The sequence below is a fragment of the Delftia sp. DLF01 genome (assembly GCF_014852125.1).
GTDB classification, from domain to species: domain Bacteria; phylum Pseudomonadota; class Gammaproteobacteria; order Burkholderiales; family Burkholderiaceae_C; genus Comamonas; species Comamonas acidovorans.
Genome location: NZ_JACVAZ010000002.1, coordinates 35,767 through 57,837, shown reverse-complemented (window position 1 = coordinate 57,837; position 22,071 = coordinate 35,767). Strand labels below are relative to the sequence as shown.

The window sequence follows — 22,071 nt, the reverse complement described above, 5'->3', positions numbered from 1 at the left end:
GTTGTGAGGCACCGACGGGTGGGAGGGCGTGATTCTTTAGGACATTCGTATGGCGGTGCTTGGGCTGAAAAATGTGGAGGCGGTGTTGCGCGGCGCTGGCGATCAGACCACGCCGCGCGAGCGCAGCGCCTGGATGGCCATGGGCGCAATGCCCAGCTCGCCCAGGACTTCATCGGTGTGCTGGCCCAGGGAGGGCGGTGCGCTGCGCAGCACGGGCGGGGTATCGCTCAGCCGCATGGGGCTGGCCACGCCGGCGATGCGTGAGATGCCGTCGCCGGCCTCGCGCGGCAGCTCGACGCGTATGCCGCGTGCGCGCACCTGCGGGTCATCGAAGGCCTGGGCGATGGTGTTGATGGGGCCGCAGGGCACGGCCTTGTCTTCCAGCAGCGCAATCCATTCGGCCGTGCCGCGTGTCTTCATGAGGGGCACCATCCGCTCCAGCAGCGCCTGGCGATTGCGCACACGGGCGGTGTTGGTGGCAAAGCGCTCGTCCTGCGCCCAGCCGGCTTCGCCGACGGCGGCGCAAAAGCGCGCGAACTGCCCGTCATTGCCAATGGCCAGCAGCACGTTGCCGTTGGCCGTGGCGAAGTCCTGGTAGGGCGCCAGGCTGGGGTGGATGTTGCCGGCACGGCCCGGCGATTCGCCCGTGGCCAGAAAGCCGGCGGCCTGGTTGGCCAGCACGGCCATGCCCACGTCGAGCAGGGCCATGTCGATGTGCTGGCCCCGGCCCGAGGCCTGGCGCGCATGCAGCGCGGCCAGGATGGCATTGCTGGCATACAGGCCCGTGAAGACGTCGATCACGGCCACGCCCACCTTGAGCGGGCCGCCTCCGGGCGCCTCGTCGGCATGGCCGGTGATGCTCATCAGCCCGCACATGGCCTGCACCATGAGGTCGTAGCCCGCGCGCTCGGCATACGGGCCGGTCTGGCCGAAACCCGTGACCGAGCAATAGATCAGGCGCGGGTTGAGCGCCTTGAGGCTTTCGTAGTCCAGCCCGTACTGCGCCAGGCCACCGACCTTGAAGTTCTCCACCAGCACATCGGCGCCGGCCGCCATCTGGCGAATCAGCTGCTGCCCATCGGGGGTGGACATGTCGATGGTGACCGAGCGCTTGTTGCGGTTGCAGGCCGTGAAATAACTGGCCTCCTGCGTGGCCTGCCCATCGTCGCGCGGCAGGAACGGAGGCCCCCAGTGGCGCGTGTCATCGCCGGCCACGGGCCGCTCGACCTTGATCACATCGGCACCCAGGTCGGCCAGCGTCTGCGTGCACCAGGGCCCGGCCAGCACGCGGGAAAGATCAAGCACCTTGATACCAGCCAATGCGGCCGGCGCGGAGGATGTGGAGGACATGAGAGGGAAGAAATATGAGCGCGCCCGATGCCGCTGGTAGTTCAGCTGAGTGCTTGAGCTTCCATCCCCCATAGCGTGCGAGACGGACGCTGCCCAAGCGAGAGACGCCGAGCAAGAGCCGCCTCGCGGCGAGGACGTCGTCCCCCTCCGCGAAGCGAGAAGGGGGAAGGCGCGAAGCGCCTCAGGGGGTCAGTTGGCAAAAGCTGCGATGCCGGTCTGGGCACGGCCCAGGATCAGCGCATGCACATCGTGCGTGCCCTCGTAGGTGTTGACCACTTCCAGGTTGACCAGGTGGCGGGCCACGCCGAACTCGTCGCTGATGCCGTTGCCTCCCATCATGTCGCGCGCCATGCGGGCAATGTCCAGCGACTTGCCGCAGTTGTTGCGCTTGATCAGCGAGGTGATCTCGATCACGTTCTGGTGCTCGTCCTTCATGCGGCCCACGCGCAGCGCGGCCTGCAGGCCCAGGGTGATCTCGGTCTGCATGTCGGCCAGCTTCTTCTGGATCAGCTGGTTGGCAGCCAGGGGGCGGCCGAACTGCTTGCGGTCCAGCGTGTACTGGCGCGCCGTGTGCCAGCAGAACTCGGCTGCGCCCAGGGCGCCCCAGGCGATGCCGAAGCGTGCGCTGTTCAGGCAGGTGAAGGGGCCCTTGAGGCCGCGCACCTCGGGGAAGGCGTTTTCCTCGGGAACGAAGACATCGTCCATCACGATCTCGCCCGTGATGGAGGCGCGCAGGCCCACCTTGCCGTGGATGGCCGGGGCCGACAGGCCCTTCATGCCCTTGTCCAGGATGAAGCCGCGGATCTCGCCCACATGGCCGTCCTCGGTCACTTCCTTGGCCCAGACCACGAACACGTCGGCCACGGGGCTGTTGGTGATCCACATCTTGTTGCCCTTGAGGCGGTAGCCGCCGTCCACCTTGTAGGCGCGGCTGGACATGCTGCCGGGGTCGGAGCCGTGGTCGGGTTCCGTCAGGCCGAAGCAGCCGATGAACTCGCCGCTGGCCAGCTTGGGCAGGTACCTGTTCTTCTGGTCTTCGGTGCCGAATTCATTGATGGGCACCATCACCAGCGAGCTTTGCACGCTGGCCATGGAGCGGTAGCCCGAGTCCACGCGCTCGATCTCGCGCGCCACCAGGCCGTAGCTGACATAGTTCAGGCCCGCGCCGCCGTACTGCGTGGGGATGGTGGGGCCCAGCAGGCCCAGCTCGCCCATCTCGCGGAAGATGCTCACGTCGGACTTTTCGTGGCGGAACATTTCCAGCACGCGGGGGGCCAGCTTCTCCTGGCAGTAGGCATGGGCCGCGTCGCGGATCATGCGCTCGTCTTCGCTCAGTTGCTGGTCGAGCTGGAAGGGGTCATCCCATTGGAAGCTGTTGCGGGCCATGGTGTCGTATCTCCAAAAACAAAGAGGTCAAGGGCGGGAGCCGCTGCCACGTGCGGTGTCAACGCGGTGCCGGGCAGGCCACCGCCGTGTAGCGTTGTTGCGCTGCATCTTAGAAGCGGGCCTGGGCCCGGCGCAAACGATGTTTGTTCATCCATGAATGCGTAAAACGCATGTATGAATGGGTTGTTGCGGGTTATTCCCTATGATGTGAGGCTCTGAAGTGCATTGAATTCATGAGATATGCGTAGAGCCCTGCCATCCACCCAAGCCCTGGCCTGCTTCGAATCGGCCGCCCGCCACATCAGCTACACGCGTGCGGCGCAGGAGCTGTCGCTCACGCAAAGCGCCGTCTCGCGCCAGATCATTGCGCTGGAGGAGTTCCTGGGCGTGCAGCTGTTCCGGCGCACGCGCCACGGCGTGCTGCTGACGGAGGCGGGCACGCAGTACGCACAGCAGGTCTCGCGCTGGCTGCACGGCCTGGAGCGCGACACGCTGGACATCATGGCCCACCAGGGCGAAGGCGGGCCGCTCAACCTGGCGGCCGTGCCCACCTTCGCCACGCGCTGGCTGCTGCCGCGCCTGCCGCAGCTGGCGCGCGAGCATCCCGAGGTCACGGTGCACATCGACGTGCAGACGCGGCCCTTCCTTTTCGCCGATACCGTGTTCGACGCCGCGCTCTATGCAGGCACGCCCGAGCAGGTGGCGCGCTGGCCCGGTGTGCAGGCGCAATGGCTGATGGACGAAGAGGTCGTTCCCGTGTGCAGCCCGCAACTGCTGGCCACGGCCCAGGCGCGCGAGCCGGGCCGCGCCTGGCTGCCCGTGGGGGCGGACATCGTGGCCCGGATGCCGCTGTTGCAGCAAAGCACGCGGCCCTACGGCTGGCAGCAGTGGTTCGATGCCATGGGCGTGGCCGCGCCGCGCGCGCTGGACGGCATGCGGCTGGAGCTGTTCTCCATGCTGGCCGTGGCGGCCAGCCAGGGCCTGGGCGTGGCGCTGATGCCACCCATGCTGATCGAGCAGGAACTGGCGCGCGGCGACCTCATCATTGCCTGCCCCCAGCCACTGCGCGGCAACCGTGCCTACTACCTGGTCACGCCGGCCCTGGCGCCCGATGCGCAACCCGCGCCCGCTCTGCGCGTGTTCTCTTCATGGCTGCAGCAGCGCGCCAGGGAGCACCGGCCTGCCTGAAAATTAAGCAGGCTTTGGATTGTTCAACGATGACAGTCACTTAACTGACTTATCCTTGCTGCTGGCGGCGCTTGTCCACAGGCTTGTGGGGGTGTCTCTGGGGAAAACCCGCAATCGCGCTCAAAACCAGGGCAGCACGGCCAGGCACAGCGGCATGACCACGGCCGTGGCCACGCCGTTCAGGCCCATGGCCAGGGCCGAGAAGGCGCCCATGGTCGGATTCACCTGCAGCGCGCGTGCCGTGCCGATGGCGTGGGCCGTAAGTCCCAGGGCAAAACCCTGCACGGCCGGGTCATCGCTGCGCACCATGCGGATCAGCAGCGGCGCCATCATCGTGCCCGCAATGCCGGTGATGGCCACGGCCACGGCCGCCAGCGAGGCCGGCCCGCCAAAGCGCTCGGCCATGGGCAGGGCGATGGGAATGGTGGCCGACTTGGGCGCCAGCGCCACCAGTGTCTGCACCGTCGCTCCCAGGCTCCAGCCGATCAGCAGTGCCGACAGCAACGCCACCACGCAGCCCACGGCCAGCGCCACGCTGATGGGCAGCCACAGTGCGCGTATGCGCTCGCGCTGGGCGTACAGCGGAATTGCCAGCGCGACGGTGGCCGGGCCGATCAGCAGCCCCAGCAGCGAGACGCCGCTGCGGTAGCTGGCATAGGAGGTGCCCGTGGCCAGCAGCACGCCCACGATGACGACCACGGCCGTGAAAACGGGAATCAGGAGCGGATGGTTGCCGCTTCTGCGGTACAGCGCCATGGCCGCCAGGTAGACGGCCATGGTCAGCACCAGCCAGGGCAGATGGGCGGTGGAGGCGTTGCCGGACAGCGACTGCCAGGCGCTGTGCCAGTGGGTGGTGAGCGCGCTCATGCCTTGTCTCCCTGGCTGGCGGCCGCTTCGCGGGCGCGCTGGCGCTCCAGGCACCAGCGGAAGGTGAAGGCCGTGGCCAGGAAGGTAATGGCCGCACCCGCCACGCAGGCGATCACAAAGGGCTGCCATTCGCGCGACAGCCGGTCGAACTCCAGCATCACGCCTGCAATGACGGGAATGAACAGCAGCATCATGTTCTGCAGCAGCACGCCGGCGGCCTTCTCCAGCGACTCGGGCAGGTGGCCGTGCAGCAGCAGCGCCCCCAGCAGCAGCAGCGTGCCCACGAGCGCGCCCGGAAGCGGCAGCCCCGTGAGCTGGACGATGGCCTCCCCCAGCAACTGGAAGGCGAACAAGGCGGTGATGGCGTACAGCATGAAAACCTGAATTCCTGGGTCAGATGGTGAGGGAGCGGCCAATGGGGCGGGTGCGGCAAGAGCGTGGATCGCCCGTTGTCAGGCCGGGGCCTGGCCCTGGCGCCTGTGGGACGCCGCCGCAAAGCGTGCAATCATCGCCCACAACTCGAAAAAAGGTGCGGCCACCGATTGCGCGGCTCCCGGGCCAAGGCTATGTTTTCATCCGTGCCCCCTAGAGTCCTGGGGCATGAGATTTTGAATAGCGAAGGAGTAGCGATGGCCGAAACCACATATCACGCACCCGTGTACGAGCCGACGGTGGATGAACTCGAAGTGCTCAAGAAGCTGGAGATGGGCGAGCCCGTGTCGCTGGAAAGCGCGGCGCGCGAGCATCTGTCCAAGAGGCTGCGCGAGCGTGGACTGGTCGAAGTGGACAGCAGCCATCAATGGCACATCACGGCGGCAGGGCGCGCGCAGATCCGCCGCACGGATGCCTGAGGCGAGGTGTGTCAGGCGCCTTTCGAATCGAGGGTTTTCCCTTGGATCTGGAGGTTGCCTGATTTGCAGGCAGCTTAGCCTGCGGCCAGTGAATGCAAGCACTTGGACGCCTCGTTCACTTGCTGTTCACTGATTATCCACAGGGTTGTTCAATGGATCTGTGGAGAAAGAAAGCCACCTCAGGGTGGCTTTCTTCATGGGCTTTTACAGGACCGAACCGTGGGCGCACCGGGCTGGTGCCCGCGCTGGGCAAGGGCTGCATGACGGTGGTGCAAGTGGCGGTTTTCAGAGGGAAGGTACTGAATTTGACGCAGGGCTGCAGCCCTGCCTGCGGGCTGGGATGGTGCTGCTTCAAGCAGGCTTCAGCATGGGCCAAGGTCCAGGCCTGGCAGGCCTTGAGAGGCGGTTGATGCCAAAGTTGTGCACAGGTTGGGCCCGGTGCGGCGAAAAGCGCGCAGGCGTCATCCCGCCCAAGGCATGAGGACGCAGGATCGGTGCAGGCTGGAGGGCCTTGAAATGCAGTGCAGCCGCTGAACACGGCTGGATGCAAAGGGGCTTGAGGTTTGTGCGGACGCTGTAAAGACAGCGGCCGGAAAAGAAATAGCCGAAAAAGCAGGGGACTGCTTTTTCGGCTACGTAATCTCTGGTGCCCGGGGCCGGAATCGAACCGGCACGCCTTGCGGCGGGGGATTTTGAGTCCCCTGCGTCTACCAATTTCACCACCCGGGCTACTTAGCGCAGGGGCGAATTATGGCACAGTGTGAGGCTATGAAAATTTATCCGACCATCGAAGACGCCATCGGCCGCACGCCCCTGGTGGCATTGCAGCGCATCGGTGCGCAGTCTCGCCAGGAACGTGGCAACGTGGTGCTGGGCAAGCTGGAAGGCAACAACCCGGCCGGTTCGGTCAAGGACAGGCCGGCCCTGTCGATGATCCGCCGCGCCGAAGAGCGCGGCGACATCAAGCCCGGCGACACGCTGATCGAGGCCACCTCGGGCAATACCGGCATTGCGCTAGCCATGGCCGCCACGATCAAGGGCTACCGGATGGTGCTGATCATGCCCGAGGACCTGTCCATCGAGCGTGCCCAGACGATGAAGGCCTATGGCGCCGAGCTGATCCTCACGCCCAAGAGTGGCGGCATGGAATACGCGCGCGACCTGGCCGACCAGATGGTGGCCCAGGGCAAGGGCGTGGTGCTCGACCAGTTCGGCAACCCCGACAACCCGCGCATCCACTACGAGACCACCGGTCCCGAGCTGTGGGAGCAGACCGGCGGCGAGATCACGCATTTCGTGAGCGCCATGGGCACCACGGGCACGATCACCGGCGTGGCGAAGTTCCTCAAGGAAAAGAACCCGGCCATCCGCATCGTGGGCGCCCAGCCGGCCGAAGGATCGCGCATCCCCGGCATCCGCAAGTGGCCCGAGGAGTACATGCCCAAGATCTACGACGCCTCGCTGATCGACGAGACCGTGCTCGTCGGGCAAGACGATGCCGAGGACATGGCGCGCCGCCTGGCGCGCGAGGAAGGCATCTTTGCCGGCATCTCTGCGGCGGGCGCCTGCTGGGTGGCCCAGCAGATTGCCGAGCGCGAGAACAACGCCACCATCGTCTTCGTGGTCTGCGACCGCGGCGACCGCTATCTGTCCACGGGCGTCTTCCCCGCCTGACACAGCGACAGGCCCGCCACCCGGCGGGCCTTCCTGTTTGCATAGAGCCAGGACAGCAAAAAACCAGGAACAGCCCCATGCACTATGAAACCCGCTATTGCACGCACTGCGCAACGCCCCTGCAGTGGGTGATTCAGGCCGAGGACGGCGGCGATGTATCGCGCCTGCGCTGCCCCGAGTGCGGCTGGACGCACTGGAACAATCCCACGCCGGTGCTGGCCGCCATCGTGGAGCTGGACGGCAAGGTGCTGCTGGCGCGCAATGCGGCCTGGCCCGAGAAGGTTTTCGGCCTGATCACGGGCTTCATGGAAGCAGGCGAGTCGCCCGAGGAGGGCGTGGCACGCGAGGTGGCGGAGGAAACCGGCCTGCAGGCCGAGTCGCTGGAGCTGATCAGCGTGCATGAGTTCCTGCGCATGAACCAGGTGATCATCGCCTTCCATGTGCGCGCCAGCGGCCAGGTGCGGCTGTCGCCCGAGTTGCTGGAGTACCGCCTGCTGGAGCCCGAGAAAGTCCAGGCCTGGCCTTCGGGCACCGGCATGGCGCTGGCCAAGTGGCTGCGCAGCCGGGGGCATGATCCTGTGATCCGTGACTTCTGGAAGCGTGCCGAGCAGGCCCAGGAGGCACAAGCGAGTCGCGCCGATCAAGACACTGCTGCCGGCCTCAGCCGCGATGCCGCCTAGAATCCCAGGCTCAAGAGGTGCATCCGATGGAAATTCACAAGGAAATCGACACGCGCGGGCTCAACTGCCCGCTGCCCATTCTCAAGGCCAAGAAGGCGCTGGCCGAACTGGACAGCGGCCAGCTGCTCAAGGTGGTGGCCACCGACACGGGCTCGCTGCGCGACTTCCAGGCTTTTGCCAAGCAGACCGGCAATGAACTGGTGGAGCAGCAGACCGTGGGTGCGGAGTTCATCCATATCCTGCGCCGGCGCTGAGCGGCTGCACGCGGTTCGCTCCAAAGAAAAAGGCCTGCTTTCGCAGGCCTTTTGCATGGGGCAGGGGCGGCTCTGAGGCCCGGCCTCAGATGCTCAGGCCCTGCAGGTATTCGCGGAAGCTCGCGCCCACATCCTCGTGCTGCAGCGCCAGTTCCACCGTGGCCTGCAAAAAGCCTTCCTTGCTGCCGCAGTCGTAGCGCTTGCCCTGGTACTGGAAGGCGTAGACGGCTTCATGGGCCATCAGGCGTTCAATGGCGTCCGTCAGCTGGATCTCGCCGCCCACGCCCTTGGGCTGGTTGCGGATCTCCTCGAAGATGGCCGGTGTCAGCACGTAGCGGCCAGCCACGCCCATGCGCGAGGGGGCCTTCTCGGGCGCGGGCTTTTCCACGATTTTCTCGATGCGCATCAGCGAACCGCCGGCCGGCTCGCCAGCCACGATGCCATAGCGCTTGGTCTGCTCCAGCGGCACTTCCTGCACGGCCAGCAGGGAGCGGCCCTGCTTGTGGAAGGCCGATGTCATCTGCGCCATCACGCCGGGGCCGCCGGGCTCGCCCACCATCAGGTCGTCGGCCAGCAGCACGGCAAAGGGCTCGTTGCCCACCAGCGGCTCGGCGCACAGCACGGCATGGCCCAGGCCCAGCGAGCGCGGCTGGCGCACGAACAGGCAGTTCATGTCGGCGGGGCTGATGCTGCGCACCAGCTCCAGCATGGCCTGCTTGCCGGCGTTCTCCAGCTCGTTTTCCAGCTCGTAGGCGGTGTCGAAATGGTCCTCGATGGCGCGCTTGCTGCGGCCGGTGACGAAGATCATGTCGCGGATGCCGGCCTCGTAGGCCTCTTCCACTGCGTACTGGATCAGCGGCTTGTCCACCACGGGCAGCATCTCCTTGGGAGAGGCCTTGGTGGCGGGCAGAAAGCGCGTGCCGAGCCCGGCAACGGGAAACACGGCTTTGCGGACACGGGTCTGGGTGCTCATAAACGGATCTTTCAACCCAGGCGGGCGAGTTGTTCCTGGATGCGGATCAGCGTGGCGCCGAAGTCGGCCACGCGCTTCTTTTCCTGGTCGATGACGGCCGGGGGTGCCTTGGCCACGAAGGCCTCGTTGCCCAGCTTGGCATTGGCCTTGGTGATCTCGCCTTCCAGGCGTGCGGCTTCCTTGGACAGGCGGGCCTTTTCGGCGGCCACGTCGATCTCCACGAACAGCGCCAGGCGCGCCTCGCCCACCACGCAGACCGGCGCAGCCTGTGCGGCCTCGGCCCAGGCGGCTTCGTCGTCGAACACCTTGACCTCGCTGAGCTTGGCCAGGTTTTGCAGCACGGCGGCATTGGTGCGCAGGAACTGTGCCTCGTCGGCCGAGCTGGCCACGGCCAGCAGCGGCAGGCGCTGTGCGGGCGACACGCCCATCTCGCCGCGCAGCGTGCGGCAGGCGTCGATCATCTGCTTGATGCGGCCCACGTAGGCGATGGCGGCCTCGTCGATCTTCTCGGGCTGGGCCTCGGGGTAGCGGGCCACGGCCACGGACTCGCCGGGCAGGCCGGCGACCGGGGCGACCTTCTGCCACAGGGCTTCGGTCACGAACGGGATGATGGGGTGGGCCAGGCGCAGGATGGCCTCCAGCGTGCGGATCAGCGTGCGGCGCGTGGCGCGCTGCTGGGCCTCGTTGCCGGTCTGGATCTGCACCTTGGCGATTTCCAGGTACCAGTCGCAGAACTCGTTCCAGACGAAGTCGTACAGCGCGTTGGCCACGTTGTCCAGGCGGAATTCGGCAAAGCCCTTGGCCACTTCGGCCTCGACCTTCTGCAGCTGCGAGGCGATCCAGCGGTCGGGCTGGCTGAACTGCATGTAGCCCGCGAACTCGCCGCCGGCCTGGCATTGCTCCTTGGTGTGGGGCAGCAGGCCGCAGTCATGGCCTTCGCAGTTCATCAGCACGAAGCGGCTGGCGTTCCACAGCTTGTTGCAGAAGTTGCGGTAGCCCTCGCAGCGCTTGCTGTCGAAGTTGATGGAGCGGCCCAGCGAGGCCAGGGCCGCGAAGGTGAAGCGCAGCGCGTCGGCACCGTAGGCGGGAATGCCCTCGGGGAATTCCTTTTGCGTGTTCTTGCGCACCTGGGGCGCGGTCTCGGGGCGGCGCAGGCCCTGCGTGCGCTTGTCCAGCAGGGTGTCCAGGTCGATGCCGTCGATCAGGTCCACGGGGTCGAGCACGTTGCCCTCGGACTTGCTCATCTTCTTGCCCTGGGCGTCACGCACCAGGCCATGCATGTAGACATGGCGGAAGGGCACGCGGCCCGTGAAGTGCGTGGTCATCATGATCATCCGGGCGACCCAGAAGAAGATGATGTCGTAGCCCGTGACCAGCACCGAGCTGGGCAGGTAGAGGTTGTAGTCATCGTCGGCCGCCTCGGTCTGGTTCGGCCAGCCCATGGTGGAGAACGGCACCAGGGCCGAGGAGTACCAGGTGTCCAGCACGTCCTCGTCGCGCGTGAGCGTCTTGCCGGGGGCCTGGGCGCGGGCTTCTTCCTCGGTGCGGGCCACGTAGACCTTGCCGTCCTCGTCGTACCAGGCGGGAATCTGGTGGCCCCACCACAGCTGGCGCGAGATGCACCAGTCCTGGATGTTGTTCATCCACTGGTTGTAGGTGTTGACCCAGTTCTCGGGCACGAACTGCACCTGGCCGCTGGAGACGGCATCGATGGCCTTCTGCGCGATGGACTTGCCCGTGGCATCGCCTTCGCCCACCTTGTTCATGGCCACGAACCACTGGTCGGTCAGCATGGGCTCGATCACCTGGCCCGTGCGCGTGCAGATGGGCACCATGAGCTTGTGCTTCTTGGTCTCGACCAGCAGGCCGGCCGCGTCCAGGTCGGCCACGATGGCCTTGCGCGCCACGAAGCGGTCCATGCCGCGGTACTTCTCGGGCGCCTCGTCGTTGATGGTGGCCGTCAGCGTCAGCACGCAGATCATCGGCAGGCCGTGGCGCTGGCCCACGGCGTAGTCGTTGTTGTCATGCGCAGGCGTGACCTTGACCACGCCCGTGCCGAACTCGCGGTCCACGTAGTCGTCGGCAATGATGGGGATCTCGCGGCCCACCAGGGGCAGGATCACGGTCTTGCCGATCAGCGCCTGGTAGCGCTCGTCCTCGGGGTGGACCATCAGGGCTGCGTCGCCCAGCATGGTTTCCGGGCGCGTGGTGGCCACCACGAGCTGGCCCGAGCCGTCGGCCAGCGGATAGGCGATGTGCCACAGCGAGCCGTCCTTTTCCTCATTCTCGACCTCGAGGTCGGAGACGGCGGACATCAGCTTGGGGTCCCAGTTCACCAGGCGCTTGCCACGGTAGATCAGGCCCTGCTGGTACAGGCGCACGAAGGTCTCGTTGACGATGGAAGACAGCTTGTCGTCCATGGTGAAGTACTCGCGGCTCCAGTCCACGCTGTCGCCCATGCGGCGCATCTGGCCGGTGATGGTGTTGCCGCTCTGGTTCTTCCACTCCCAGACCTTGCTCACGAAGTTCTTGCGCGCCTCGGGAGGCGTCGCGCCCATGTCGTGGCGGCTGGCGATGCCCTGCTCCTGCAGCTGGCGCTCCACCACGATCTGGGTGGCGATGCCCGCGTGGTCGGTGCCGGGAACCCAGACCGTGTTGTGGCCCTTCATGCGGTGGTAGCGCGTGAGGCTGTCCATGATGGTCTGGTTGAACGCATGGCCCATGTGCAGCGTGCCCGTCACATTGGGCGGCGGCAGCTGGACGGAGAACGATGGCTGGGATGCATCTGCCTGGCCCGTGCCGCGCACGCCGGCTGCGCCGTAGCCGCGCTTTTCCCATTCAGGGCCCCATTGGGCCTCGATGGCTGCGGGTTCAAACGATTTGGACAGGCTGTCGAGGCCTGGCTGGGCAATGGTGTCGCTCATGGCTTGCTTGCGGGGAATTGTGCGAATGGCGTTTGGCAAATGAAAACGGCATCCGTTGAAGGGATGCCGTCTGCATATGCGAAATGGATGACGGTTTGACGGGGATTCTACCGACCCCGTCCGCCTGCCTGTTCGCCGGGTTTTATTGAGAGCGTGTTGTGCACTCTAAAGTGCACAACACGCTCTAGGCTGCGTCGGGCACGAACTCGGGCCGGTCGTTGCTCTGGGGCTTGAGCGGCTGGGCGGCCTTGCCTTCGGCACGTTCCTTGCGCCATTGCTCCTTGCGTGCCGTCCACTCGTTCAGGCGGGCGTGGGCGGTGGTGCTTTCGCGCGCCATCTGCACTTCGTCGGCCAGTTGGGCCGACAGCTCCAGGCGGATGCCGTTGGGATCGAAGAAATAGATGCTCTTGAAGATGTGGTGGTCGGTCACGCCCAGCACCTCGATGCCATGCGCCACCAGGCGGGCCTTGGTGTTCTCCAGTTCCTCGACGGTGTCCACGCGGAAGGCGATGTGGTTGATCCACAGCGGCGTGTTGGGCGAGGGCAGGGCCTTTTCGTCATCGCCGATGTCGAAGAAGGCGATGAACGAACCATCCTTCAGGCGGAAGAAGAAGTGCGTGTAGGGGCAGTACTCGCCCGTGCTGGGCACGTAGTCGCTCTGGATGATGTGGTAGAGCGGCAGGCCCAGGATGTCCTCGTAGAAGTGGCGGGTCTCCTCGGCATCGCGGGCCTTGTAGGCGTAGTGGTGCAGCTGCTGCACGGCGGCGGGCGGTGGCAGCGTGGACAGGTCGGGACGGGCGCTTGTGTTCATCGAATGTCTCCTTGGTGGATGTTTTGATTCTACTATTCGTAATCAATTTACCTAAATGAAATGTTGCGATGGATGCAGGGATATGCGCGCTGCGGTGTTTGGTTCACCTGCGGTGCCGAGTTGCCGGCAGCACTTGACCTTCAAGTCACTTCACACTTTCTCATGGAGGTCCGTGCCCCTGCCTGCCATGGACGCCATCGGTGCAGCGGCCCTCTGTTCACAACCGTTTTCAAGTCAAGGAATCTCATGAGCGACAGCCATCAGCACGGCGACGTGCGTGCCCTGCCGGAATCCCGTCTCTGGTTTGCCTTCGGATTGACCGGCACCTTCATGGTGGTGGAAATCATCGGCGGCATGGTCACGGGCAGCCTGGCCCTGATCTCCGACGCCATGCACATGCTGACCGATGCGATGGCGCTGCTGCTGGCTCTGGTGGCCATACGTGCCGGCCGCAAGGCAGCCGACCTGCTGCGCACCTACGGCTATGCGCGCTTCGAGATCCTGGCTGCCGCCATCAATGCGCTGGTGCTGCTGGGCGTGGCCTTCTACATCCTGTATGAGGCCTACCGCCGGCTGTCGGCACCTGCAGAAATCCAGTCCCTGGGCATGATGGCGGTGGCGGCCGTGGGCCTGGTGATCAACCTGCTCTCCATGCGCCTGCTGTCTGGCGGCAAGGACGAGAGCCTGAACGTGAAGGGCGCGTACCTGGAGGTATGGGCGGACATGCTGGGCTCGGTCGGCGTGCTCGCCGGTGCCGCGCTGATCTGGCTGACGGGCTGGCGGTGGATCGACTCGGCGGTGGCCGTGGGCATTGGCTTCATGGTATTTCCGCGGACGTGGACCCTGTTGCGCGAGTGCATCAACATCCTGCTGGAAGGCGTGCCCTCAGGGATGAGCCTGCAGGCGGTGCGCGAGACGATTTCGGGCACGGCGGGCGTGGCAGCGATCCACGATGTCCACCTGTGGGCGGTCACGCAGAACAAGCCCATGCTGACCGGCCATGTGGTGCTGCTGCCCGGCGCGGACGGCGAGCAGGTGCGCCGCGATATCGAGGACAGGCTGCAGGCCGGCTTCGACCTGCACCATACGACGCTGCAGATGGAGAGCGAGGATCGCTCCGCGGCAGAGCACATCCACTAGGATGCCAGTCTTCATGGACCACACCCGGAGTACACCGATGCTTGAGCTTCGACCCAACTGCGAATGCTGCGACAAGGACCTGCCGCCAGAGTCTGCCGAGGCTCGCATCTGCACCTTCGAGTGCACGTTCTGTGCCGGCTGTGCGGATCATGTGCTGCACGGCGCCTGCCCCAACTGCGGTGGCGAGCTGGTGGCCAGGCCGCGCCGGCCGGCGGACAAGCTGGAGCGGTATCCGGCCTCGACGAAGCGGGTGCTCAAGGCCGGCGGTTGCGCTGTACGGGCCTGATCCGGCGCGGAGCCATCGATTGCAGTACCAGTACCACGATGGATTGCTGGAGCAGGTGCGCCTGGATGTGGCGGCCCGGAGCGTGGAACTGTGCTTCTTTCTCTATGCCGTGTTCGACAGGCCGCAGGCCAGGGTAGCCATCCGCTTTGAACGGATCGTCAACTTTCCTGCCGTGCAGGCGTACTTTGCCAATGTCCAGCGCGACGCAGCCGCAGAGATGGATGACTGCCTGGACCGCTGCGAAGTGCTGCAGCGGGATACGAAGAGGCCTTCGTCAGCAAGGGCGCAGCATCTGTTCTTGCAGCTGTCCCACTATGGGCGGCTGAAAATCCACTGCGAATCCGTTGTCGAGGAGCTTGTTCCAGAGCCGTAGCGGACCGCTGCGGGTTTATGCCGTGAAGACGGGGCGCCTGCGGCCACGGAACGCAGCCTCCACCGCCAGCACGGCTGCAAAACCCATCACATAGGCCAGCACATCCCACCAGTCGGCCGTGCTGCCCAGCACGATGCGCAAAGCGCGGTTGGGAATGTGCAACTGGAAGGTCGATGCCAGGAACTGGCCCAGCTCCACCAGCAGGCCCACGCCCAGCGCGGCCGACGCCAGCGGCAGCACGCGCGCGGCGATCACGGTCTTGAACACGGCATAGACCCAGGCCACGGCCATCACGTCGCCGAAGAAGCTGCGCACCCAGCCCCAGCGTGCGCCGACGGTGGCCAGCAGCACAAGCAAGACAAACAGGGCCACCGCCCACGCCAGGGAAACAGGATCAAAACGCCATCGCATGGCCGCCATCATCGGGCCAAAAGCGGGTCCGGTCAGCGAGCCGGGTGCGCAGTGCCTTGCGCAGTGGTGGCCAGCGGGTGCGCTATCCCGCCATCGCCGTAGCTGCCCACCACCTGGGCGATCACCACCTGGTAGCCCTTGAGCCAGCGCGCCTGTTGCTGCTTGGCTTCGAGGTGCGCAGGGTGGCGCATCAGTTGCTGCAGCGCCTCCCAGGTCTGCCAGTAGTAGACGTTGGAGACCAGGCCTGTGGCGGGGTTCTCCCAGGCCTCTTCGCCCAGGTAGCCGGGGATGGCGCGGGCGATCTCGGCGATCCGGCCGTCAAGGGCATGGAATGGCGCGTCGTATTCGCCTGGCGCGAAGGTGAAGGTGGATGTGTACATGGGTGGTTGGCAATCTGTGTGAGGGTGGCAGGCGCTAGATGCGCGGCGCCGCATCCATGGCACCGGCCAGCGGCTCCTGTCCGCGCTCGCGCAGCGCGCCGATGGCGCCTTCCAGGTCGCGGGCCTGCCGGTTCTGGCTGAGCTTGGCCTTGCCCTCCAGGCGGGTGATGCGGATCTGCAGGCCGACGATGGCCTGCAGCATGCCGTCGATGAATTCACGCGGCGAGTCGGACATCTTCCAGGGCTGGGCCTGCGATGCCTCATGGACCCGCGTGAGCCGGCCGACCAGGCCGCGCACGAATCTCTCGTCGTCATGGATGCTGATTTGCCCGTGCACATGCACGGCCTCGTAGTTCCAGGTGGGCACCAGGCGGTGCGTCTCGTGCTTGCTTGGATACCAGCTGGGCGATATATAGCCTTCGGCGCCACGGAAGACGACCAGCACCTCGGCGCCGTCGCGGCACTGCTGCCAGATGGGATTGGCGCGGGCCACATGGGCGCTCAGCGTGCCCATCTCCCCTGGGTCCGCATCCAGCAGGAACGGCAGGTGGTTGGCGTCCAGCACGCCGTTGGCCTGGGTGACGAGCGTGCCCAGGGGGTGGCTGCGGATCAGGCCGTGCAGGCTGTCGGAATCGGTGAGGGAGAAATGGGCGGGCGTGTACATGGGCGCTTCCTGGGCTGGTGTGCCGGCATCGGGGGAAACCGGACTATCCACCATCCCTGGCACAATGAAAAATCCAGTTTTGTGATTTTTTGGCAGACCAGTTGAAATCCGCTTTCACCCGCCATGCCGGTGCAGCGCCCGGCGCCCGCACCCTCCACGAATGGCTGAAATCACAGGTGGCCGACGGCAGCCTGGCCGTGGGCGCACGCCTGCCCTCCACCCGCGCCCTGGCGCTGGACCTGGGCGTGTCGCGCACCACCGTCACAGCCGCCTACGAGCAGCTTGCGGCCGAAGGCTATCTGGAGACCGCTCCAGGCAGCAGGGCGCGCGTGGCGGCTGGCGCGGCGCAGCGCAGCCGTGCGCGCAGCATGCCGGCAGCGGCCCAGCAGCATGGCCGTCCCCGGCTGTCTTCCTATGGGCAGCGGGTGGATGCGCTGGCGTCAGCCCTGCCGCCGGCAGCAGGCGATGGTGGGCCGGCCCCGATCGACTTTCTCTACGGCGCCCTGGCCTTTGACGACTTTCCCACGCTGGCCTGGCGGCGCGCCTACAACCGCGCCATCGTGCAGCGCCAGTCTTCCCTGTCCTACGACGCGCCCGAAGGCGAGCCGGCGCTGCGCATGGCGCTGCAAGGCTATCTGCGCAGGGCGCGGGGGCTTGTCTGTTCGGCCGAACAGATCGTGGTGGTGCAGGGCTCGCAGCAGGCCATCGACCTGTGTGCACGCGTGCTGGTCGATCCGGGCGAGACCGTGCTGATGGAAGAGCCCTGCTACCTGATGGCGCGCCGCGTGTTCGAGGCCCAGGGCGCATGCCTGCAGGAAATGGCCGTCGATGAACAGGGCCTGGATACCTCGGCGCTGGCCGGGCGCCAGGCGCGGCTGGCCTATGTCACGCCCTCGCACCAGTTTCCGCTGGGCGGCGTGCTGCCCATAGGCCGCAGGCAGCAACTGCTGGCCTGGGCGCGCGCCACGGGTGCCTGGATTCTGGAGGACGACTACGACGGCGAATTCCGCTACGGGCTGCGCCCCATCGACGCCCTGCAGTCCATTGACGAGATGGGCTGCGTCATCCATGTCGGCACTTTCTCCAAGGCCTTGTCCCCGCAGATGCGCATGGGCTACCTGGTGCTGCCGCCGTCCCTGGTGCCCGTGTTCCGGGAAGCCCGGCGGCTGGCCGACCGGCATGCGCCGCGCCTGGACCAGCTGGTGCTGGCCGCGCTGATCGAGGACGGCAGCTACGAGCGCCATGTGCGCGCCGCCCGCCGTCGCAACGAAGGCCGGCGGGCGGCATTGCTGCAGGCGCTGGAGCGGCACCTGCCGGGCGCGGTGCAGGTCGAAGGCTCGGCCTCCGGCCTGCATGTGGTGGCCTGGGTGCCTGCCGTGCATCAGCGCGATGAGATTGCCCTGGTGCGGCTGGCGCGAGAGCGTGGCGTGGGCGTTCGCCCCATCTCGCCGCTCTATGCGGCCGGTGATGCCCATCGCCGCCAGTCCTGCGCCGGGCTGGTCCTGGGTTATGCGAGCCTGCAGCCGCAGGCCATCGAGCAAGGGGTGCGCAGGCTGGCGGGCGTGGTGCGGGATGGACAGAAAAAAGGCGGGGCCTTCGAGGCCCCGCCTTGCCGACGCTGAGGTTTCCGGGTACTGCCGCAGCGCCTGCAATCAGCTGGCGCTGCAGAGAACGAGCGTGGAACTCACGCTACCAGCGGGCTTCCCGCCTGTGCCCGCATAGCCGTTGGGCAGCGTCGTCGAGCCATTCAGCGTGAAGGCGACGCTGATGGACAGCGTGGTTCTGAACGCGATCGTGGCCCCTGCCGGCAGTGCCGAGGTCAGGGTGACCTGGCGGGAGGTTGCGGAAAGTACCGCCACGTTGGCTGTGCCTCCCGTCACACTGAACACACCGATGTTGGCAACTCCCGAACCGATGATGGTCACCGTGGTGCCGACGGGAAGCGGCGCAGAGCCTGCCGTGAGGGTGAAGCCGGGGCCAAGGACGCCAAGCACACCACAGCTGCCATCGAGGTGGTAGGCGCCAATGTCGATGGAACCCGAGACCGTGATCGACACGGCTGCGGTGTCGGTGTTGCTGCCCTGGATGGTGACATTGGTCGGCCCCTCGTCCGAACCTGCGGTGAAGGTCACCGTGCAAGTCCCCCCGGCCGGCAGCGACAGCCCGCAGGTGTTGCCGGAAACGGACAGCCCACTGCCGCCGGGGATGGTGGCGCCGATATTGGCGGCGGCATTCGATCCCGTGTTGGTGATGGTCACGAAGCCCGTGCCGCCAGTAGCAATCGTCAGGGTCGATGCGGAGATTCCCAGCGTGGTCGAGGTGCTGGGCGCCGTCACCGTGAATGCCACGTTCGTGGCAGACGTGTTGCTGCCGGCAAAGCTGACCTGCGTAGGACCTTCGACCGTGCCTCCAGTCAGCGTGATGGTGCAATTGAGTCCCGGAGCCAGCGATGAACCACAGGTGTTGGCGGACACGGTGAGGTTGCTGCCCAGCGGGATCGTGGCCTGAACGTCGAGCGCAGGAGCCCCACCGTCGTTGGTGATGGTCACCGAGCCTGTTCCCCCTGTGTTGAACGACACGGGCGTGGTGGACATGCCCAGCGTGGTCGGGGTGACGGGCGCCGTCACCGTGACCGGCACGGTCGTGGCCAGCGTATTGCTGCCGCCGAAGCTGATGGCCGTGGGGCCTTCGGCGGCGGCCGCAGTCAGGGTGATGCCGCAGCTGGCCAGAGAGGCGAGTGCGGCACCGCACGTGTTCGACTGCACGGTGATTCCGCTACCGGCCGGCGCCGTGGCGGTCACGTTGAAGGCCGCAGAAGCGCCGGTGTTGCTGATGAGGACCGTTGTCGAACCGCCCGCAGCGAACGACAGCGGAGCGCTGGGTATCGAAAGCGTGGCCGTGGGAACGGGCACCGTCACCGTGACCTGCACGGTCGTGGTGGGCGTATTGCTGCCGCCAAAGATGACCGCGGTCGGGCCTTCTGCGGCCGCAGCCGTCAGCGTGATCGTGCAGTCGGCCCCGGGGGCCAGGGAGATGGGACAGGTGCTGGACGCCACCGTGATGCCGCTGCCGACCGGAATGGTGGCTTGCACGTTGAACGCCGGTGCGGGCCCGTTGTTGGTGATGGTCACCGTGCCCGCTCCGCTGGTGCCAAACGACACGGGTGCGGCGGGAATGTCCAGCGTGGTCGGCGTGACGGGGGCCGTCACCGTGACCGGCACCGTCGTCGCCGGTGTGTTGGAGCCGCCGAAGCTGATGGCAGTCGCCCCTTCGGCCGCAGCGGCCGTCAGCGTGATCGTGCAGCTGGCAGCGGGGGCCAGGATGGCGGGGCAGGTGGTGGTGGACACCGTGATGCCGCTGCCGGCCGGGATGGTGGCCTGTACGTTGAACGCGGGTGCGCTTCCGCTGTTGGTGATGGTCACCGAACCTGCACCGCCGGTGCCGAAGGACACGGGGGCGGTGGGAATGTCCAGCGTAGTCGGCGCGACGGGGGCAGTCACTGTCACAGGCACGGTCGTGGCCGGCGTGTTGCTGCCGCCGAAGCTGATGTCGGTCGGGCCTTCGGCCGCAGCGGCCGTCAGCGTGATCGTGCAGCTGGCAGCGGGGGCCAGGATGGCGGCGCAGGTGGTGTTGGACACCGTGATGCCGCTGCCGGCCGGAATGGTGGCCTGTACGTTGAACGCGGGTGCGCTTCCGCTGTTGTTGATGGTCACCGAACCGGCGCCGCCAGTGCCGAAGGACACGGGGGCAGTGGGAATGTTCAGCGTAGTCGGCGTGACAGGGGTCGTCACCGTGACAGGCACCGTCGTGGCCGGCGTGTTGCTGCCGCCAACGCCGATGTTCGTGGGTCCTTCCGGTCCTGCCGCCGTCAGTGTGATGGTGCAGCTTGCGCCCACCGGCAGTGACGCCGGGCAGGTGGAGGAGGCTACCGTGATGCCGCTGCCGACCGGAATGATGGCCCGCAGATTGAACGCAGGCGCCGTTCCGTTGTTGGTGATGGTCACCGAGCCTGCGCCGTAGGCGCCGAACAGCACGGGTGCCGGGGGAACGGTAGGCGCGGTTGGCGCGACGGGTGCGGTGACCGTGACCTGTGCGGTAGCGGCGGGCGCATTGCTGCCGCCGAAGCCGATGTTGGTCGGGCCTTCCGCCGAGGGGGCTGTCAGCGTGATCGTGCAATTGGCCGAGGGAGCCAGGATGGCGGCGCAGGTGGTGCTGGACACCGTGATGCCGCTGCCCGCCGGAATGCTGGCCTGCACATTGAACGCAGGTGCGCTGCCGCTGTTGGTGATGGTCACCGAGCCAGCACCGTTCGCCCCGAAGGACAGGGACGCCGAGGGAATGGTCAGCGTGGCGGGCAGGACGGCAGTCGTCACCGTGACGGGCACGGACGTGGAAGCCGTGTTGCTGCCGCCGAAGCCGATGGAGGTCGGGCCTTCCGCCGAGGGGGCTGTCAGCGTGATCGTGCAGCTGGCCGAGGGAGCCAGGATGGCGGAGCAGGTGGTGTTGGACACCGTGATGCCGCTGCCCCCCGGAATGCCGGCCTGCACATTGAGCGCAGGTGCGCTGCCGCTGTTGGTGATGGTCACCGAGCCGGCGCCGCCCGCTCCGAAGGACACGGACGTCGCAGGAATGTTCAGCGTGGTGGGCGTGCCGGTTGCCGACACCGTGACCGGCACGGAAGTGGACGCCGTATTGCTGCCGCCGAAGCCGATGGCGGTCGGGCCTTCCGCCGAGGTCGCGGTCAACGTGATCGTGCAGTTGGCAGAGGGTGCCAGGGCGGCAGGGCAGGTGGTGTTGGACACCGTGATGCCACTGCCCGCAGGAATGCTGGCCTGCACATTGAGCGCATTTGCGCCGCCGCTGTTGGTGATGGTCACCGATCCCGTGCTGCCCGCCGCAAACGACAGTGGCGTGGCGGGAATGCTCAGCGTGGTGGTCGGGGCCGGGCCACCTGTCACGGTGACCGGGGTGGTGGTGGCTGCGGCGTTGCTGCCGGCAATGCTGACCGGGGTCGGGCCTTCCGCCGCGGGTGCCGTCAGGGTGATGGCGCAGCTGGAGCCCGCAGGCAGCGTTGCCGCGCAGCTGTTGGAGGAGATGGTGATGCCGCTGCCTGCGGGAATGGTGGCCTGCACATTGAGCGCTGCCGAGCCGCCGCTGTTGCTGACGTTCACCGTGCCGGTGCTGCCTGCGGCAAATGACAGGCCCGCGCCGGGAACGCTGAGCGTGGTGGGGCTGGCGCCAGCCGTGGCCTGGGCCGCCTCGGCGCGGCAAATGGTTTCCACATTCACCCGGCATGTGCCATTGGGCGCGATGGTGTTGCCCACGGCGCAAAGAGGCGGGGGCGATGCGGGCGGTGCCCCTGGCGGCATGAGATGGGTGAAGCCCGAGGGAAAACACTGATTCAAATTCGGTGGCTGAATGGCGGTGATTTTGAGTGCCACACCGGAATCATTGGTGAAATCTTCTGCAGAAAATCCATTGATATTGCCGCCATTGACAATTTGCGCAACGAGCAATGGCCGTGTCTCGCCCGCCGGGTTGGTAAAGCTGCCCGTCAATTGGGCACGCAGATCGGGGCTGTGCCACAGCGTGGCGCACACGATGGCGCTGGTGCACAGCGCCATGAAGAGTGCCCGGTGCTGCCGGTTGCGCAGCACCAGCCAGGCGGCCATGGCCAAGCCTATGGCAAGGGCCAACAGACTCCAAGGGTTGTCCACCGGAATCGCGGTTGCCGCGACGGCGGCAGCCGGAGCGACCGTGATGCTCTGGGCATTGGCGGCCATTGGGAATGAATGGGCGGCAATGGCGGCGACAACGGCGGGGGCAATGGAGATCTGCTTCATGGGTGAATGCCAGGGA

At 66.5% G+C, this 22,071-nt stretch carries 20 protein-coding genes and 1 tRNA gene; 9 read left to right on the top strand and 12 right to left on the bottom strand.

The features are described 5' to 3' along the window. Positions 1-102: 102 nt before the first annotated feature. Both IB269_RS08645 and IB269_RS08640 read right to left on the bottom strand, forming a co-directional pair. Positions 103-1,350 carry a CaiB/BaiF CoA transferase family protein gene (locus IB269_RS08645; protein ID WP_013803646.1) on the bottom strand — a complete coding sequence of 416 codons (1,248 nt, stop codon included), beginning with the start codon at positions 1,348-1,350 and terminating at the stop codon, positions 103-105. 189 nt (positions 1,351-1,539) lie between these two features. Then, positions 1,540-2,736 (bottom strand): acyl-CoA dehydrogenase, encoded by a 1,197-nt coding sequence (locus IB269_RS08640; protein ID WP_034391229.1) that lies wholly within the window; start codon positions 2,734-2,736, stop codon positions 1,540-1,542. A 240-nt stretch (positions 2,737-2,976) separates the two neighbouring features. Here IB269_RS08640 and IB269_RS08635 point away from each other — a divergent pair, with 240 nt between their 5' ends. Further along, positions 2,977-3,924 carry a LysR substrate-binding domain-containing protein gene (locus tag IB269_RS08635; RefSeq protein WP_012204131.1) on the top strand — a complete coding sequence of 316 codons (948 nt, stop codon included), beginning with the start codon at positions 2,977-2,979 and terminating at the stop codon, positions 3,922-3,924. A gap of 120 nt (positions 3,925-4,044) precedes the next feature. Here IB269_RS08635 and IB269_RS08630 read toward each other — a convergent pair whose 3' ends face one another. Next, positions 4,045-4,791, bottom strand: a complete 747-nt coding sequence (locus IB269_RS08630; protein WP_192366955.1) for an LrgB family protein — start codon at positions 4,789-4,791, stop codon at positions 4,045-4,047. Further along, entirely contained in the window at positions 4,788-5,165 is a 378-nt protein-coding gene (locus tag IB269_RS08625) for a CidA/LrgA family protein (protein ID WP_192366954.1), read from the bottom strand. The genes IB269_RS08630 and IB269_RS08625 overlap by 4 nt, the downstream gene beginning before the upstream one ends. Before the next feature lie 255 nt (positions 5,166-5,420). On the opposite strand from IB269_RS08625, the gene IB269_RS08620 reads away from it, so the two are divergent. After that, the gene (locus IB269_RS08620) at positions 5,421-5,642 is read left to right on the top strand and encodes a hypothetical protein (RefSeq protein ID WP_012204134.1); all 222 of its coding nucleotides are present in this window, start codon (positions 5,421-5,423) and stop codon (positions 5,640-5,642) included. A gap of 644 nt (positions 5,643-6,286) precedes the next feature. Here IB269_RS08620 and IB269_RS08615 read toward each other — a convergent pair. After that, positions 6,287-6,371, bottom strand: a tRNA-Leu gene (locus IB269_RS08615). Positions 6,372-6,410: 39 nt separating this feature from the next. Here IB269_RS08615 and cysM point away from each other — a divergent pair. The 3 genes from cysM to IB269_RS08600 all read left to right on the top strand — a co-directional run bounded on the left by cysM (position 6,411) and on the right by IB269_RS08600 (position 8,250). Beyond that, on the top strand, positions 6,411-7,316 hold the full coding sequence (gene cysM / locus IB269_RS08610) for a cysteine synthase CysM (protein WP_017407070.1): 906 nt from the start codon (positions 6,411-6,413) through the stop codon (positions 7,314-7,316). Positions 7,317-7,393: 77 nt separating this feature from the next. Continuing rightward, the gene (locus IB269_RS08605) at positions 7,394-7,996 is read left to right on the top strand and encodes an NUDIX hydrolase (protein ID WP_141829477.1); all 603 of its coding nucleotides are present in this window, start codon (positions 7,394-7,396) and stop codon (positions 7,994-7,996) included. 26 nt (positions 7,997-8,022) lie between these two features. Further along, the gene (locus tag IB269_RS08600) at positions 8,023-8,250 is read left to right on the top strand and encodes a sulfurtransferase TusA family protein (RefSeq protein ID WP_012204137.1); all 228 of its coding nucleotides are present in this window, start codon (positions 8,023-8,025) and stop codon (positions 8,248-8,250) included. Between the two features lie 85 nt (positions 8,251-8,335). Here the strand turns inward: IB269_RS08600 and galU are convergent, their stop codons facing one another. The 3 genes from galU to IB269_RS08585 form a co-directional block, all read right to left on the bottom strand. After that, positions 8,336-9,223, bottom strand: coding sequence for a UTP--glucose-1-phosphate uridylyltransferase GalU (gene galU, locus IB269_RS08595; protein ID WP_063326888.1), 888 nt, complete (start codon positions 9,221-9,223; stop codon positions 8,336-8,338). Between the two features lie 11 nt (positions 9,224-9,234). Beyond that, the gene (locus IB269_RS08590; protein ID WP_012204139.1) at positions 9,235-12,147 is read right to left on the bottom strand and encodes a valine--tRNA ligase; all 2,913 of its coding nucleotides are present in this window, start codon (positions 12,145-12,147) and stop codon (positions 9,235-9,237) included. A 184-nt stretch (positions 12,148-12,331) separates the two neighbouring features. Beyond that, on the bottom strand, positions 12,332-12,958 hold the full coding sequence (locus tag IB269_RS08585) for a VOC family protein (RefSeq protein ID WP_034391240.1): 627 nt from the start codon (positions 12,956-12,958) through the stop codon (positions 12,332-12,334). A 246-nt stretch (positions 12,959-13,204) separates the two neighbouring features. On the opposite strand from IB269_RS08585, the gene IB269_RS08580 reads away from it, so the two are divergent. From IB269_RS08580 to IB269_RS08570, 3 genes are read left to right on the top strand one after another with little or no spacing between them, the layout of a single operon-like run. Continuing rightward, the gene (locus tag IB269_RS08580; RefSeq protein WP_192366953.1) at positions 13,205-14,098 is read left to right on the top strand and encodes a cation diffusion facilitator family transporter; all 894 of its coding nucleotides are present in this window, start codon (positions 13,205-13,207) and stop codon (positions 14,096-14,098) included. A gap of 37 nt (positions 14,099-14,135) precedes the next feature. After that, positions 14,136-14,384, top strand: coding sequence for a DUF1272 domain-containing protein (locus tag IB269_RS08575; protein WP_012204142.1), 249 nt, complete (start codon positions 14,136-14,138; stop codon positions 14,382-14,384). A 19-nt stretch (positions 14,385-14,403) separates the two neighbouring features. Next, positions 14,404-14,757 (top strand): hypothetical protein, encoded by a 354-nt coding sequence (locus IB269_RS08570; protein ID WP_012204143.1) that lies wholly within the window; start codon positions 14,404-14,406, stop codon positions 14,755-14,757. Between the two features lie 15 nt (positions 14,758-14,772). Here the strand turns inward: IB269_RS08570 and IB269_RS08565 are convergent, their stop codons facing one another. From IB269_RS08565 to IB269_RS08555, 3 genes are read right to left on the bottom strand one after another with little or no spacing between them, the layout of a single operon-like run. After that, the gene (locus IB269_RS08565) at positions 14,773-15,180 is read right to left on the bottom strand and encodes a DUF2809 domain-containing protein (RefSeq protein ID WP_013803637.1); all 408 of its coding nucleotides are present in this window, start codon (positions 15,178-15,180) and stop codon (positions 14,773-14,775) included. 20 nt (positions 15,181-15,200) lie between these two features. After that, positions 15,201-15,548, bottom strand: coding sequence for an antibiotic biosynthesis monooxygenase family protein (locus IB269_RS08560; RefSeq protein ID WP_065346822.1), 348 nt, complete (start codon positions 15,546-15,548; stop codon positions 15,201-15,203). Positions 15,549-15,582: 34 nt separating this feature from the next. Continuing rightward, positions 15,583-16,212 (bottom strand): FMN-binding negative transcriptional regulator, encoded by a 630-nt coding sequence (locus tag IB269_RS08555; protein ID WP_034391253.1) that lies wholly within the window; start codon positions 16,210-16,212, stop codon positions 15,583-15,585. A 101-nt stretch (positions 16,213-16,313) separates the two neighbouring features. On the opposite strand from IB269_RS08555, the gene IB269_RS08550 reads away from it, so the two are divergent. Beyond that, complete coding sequence (locus tag IB269_RS08550) at positions 16,314-17,834, top strand: PLP-dependent aminotransferase family protein (RefSeq protein ID WP_225614066.1); 1,521 nt, start codon at positions 16,314-16,316, stop codon at positions 17,832-17,834. Between the two features lie 30 nt (positions 17,835-17,864). Here the strand turns inward: IB269_RS08550 and IB269_RS08545 are convergent, their stop codons facing one another. Continuing rightward, positions 17,865-22,055, bottom strand: a complete 4,191-nt coding sequence (locus IB269_RS08545; RefSeq protein ID WP_192366951.1) for a midcut-by-XrtH protein — start codon at positions 22,053-22,055, stop codon at positions 17,865-17,867. Positions 22,056-22,071: the final 16 nt, after the last annotated feature.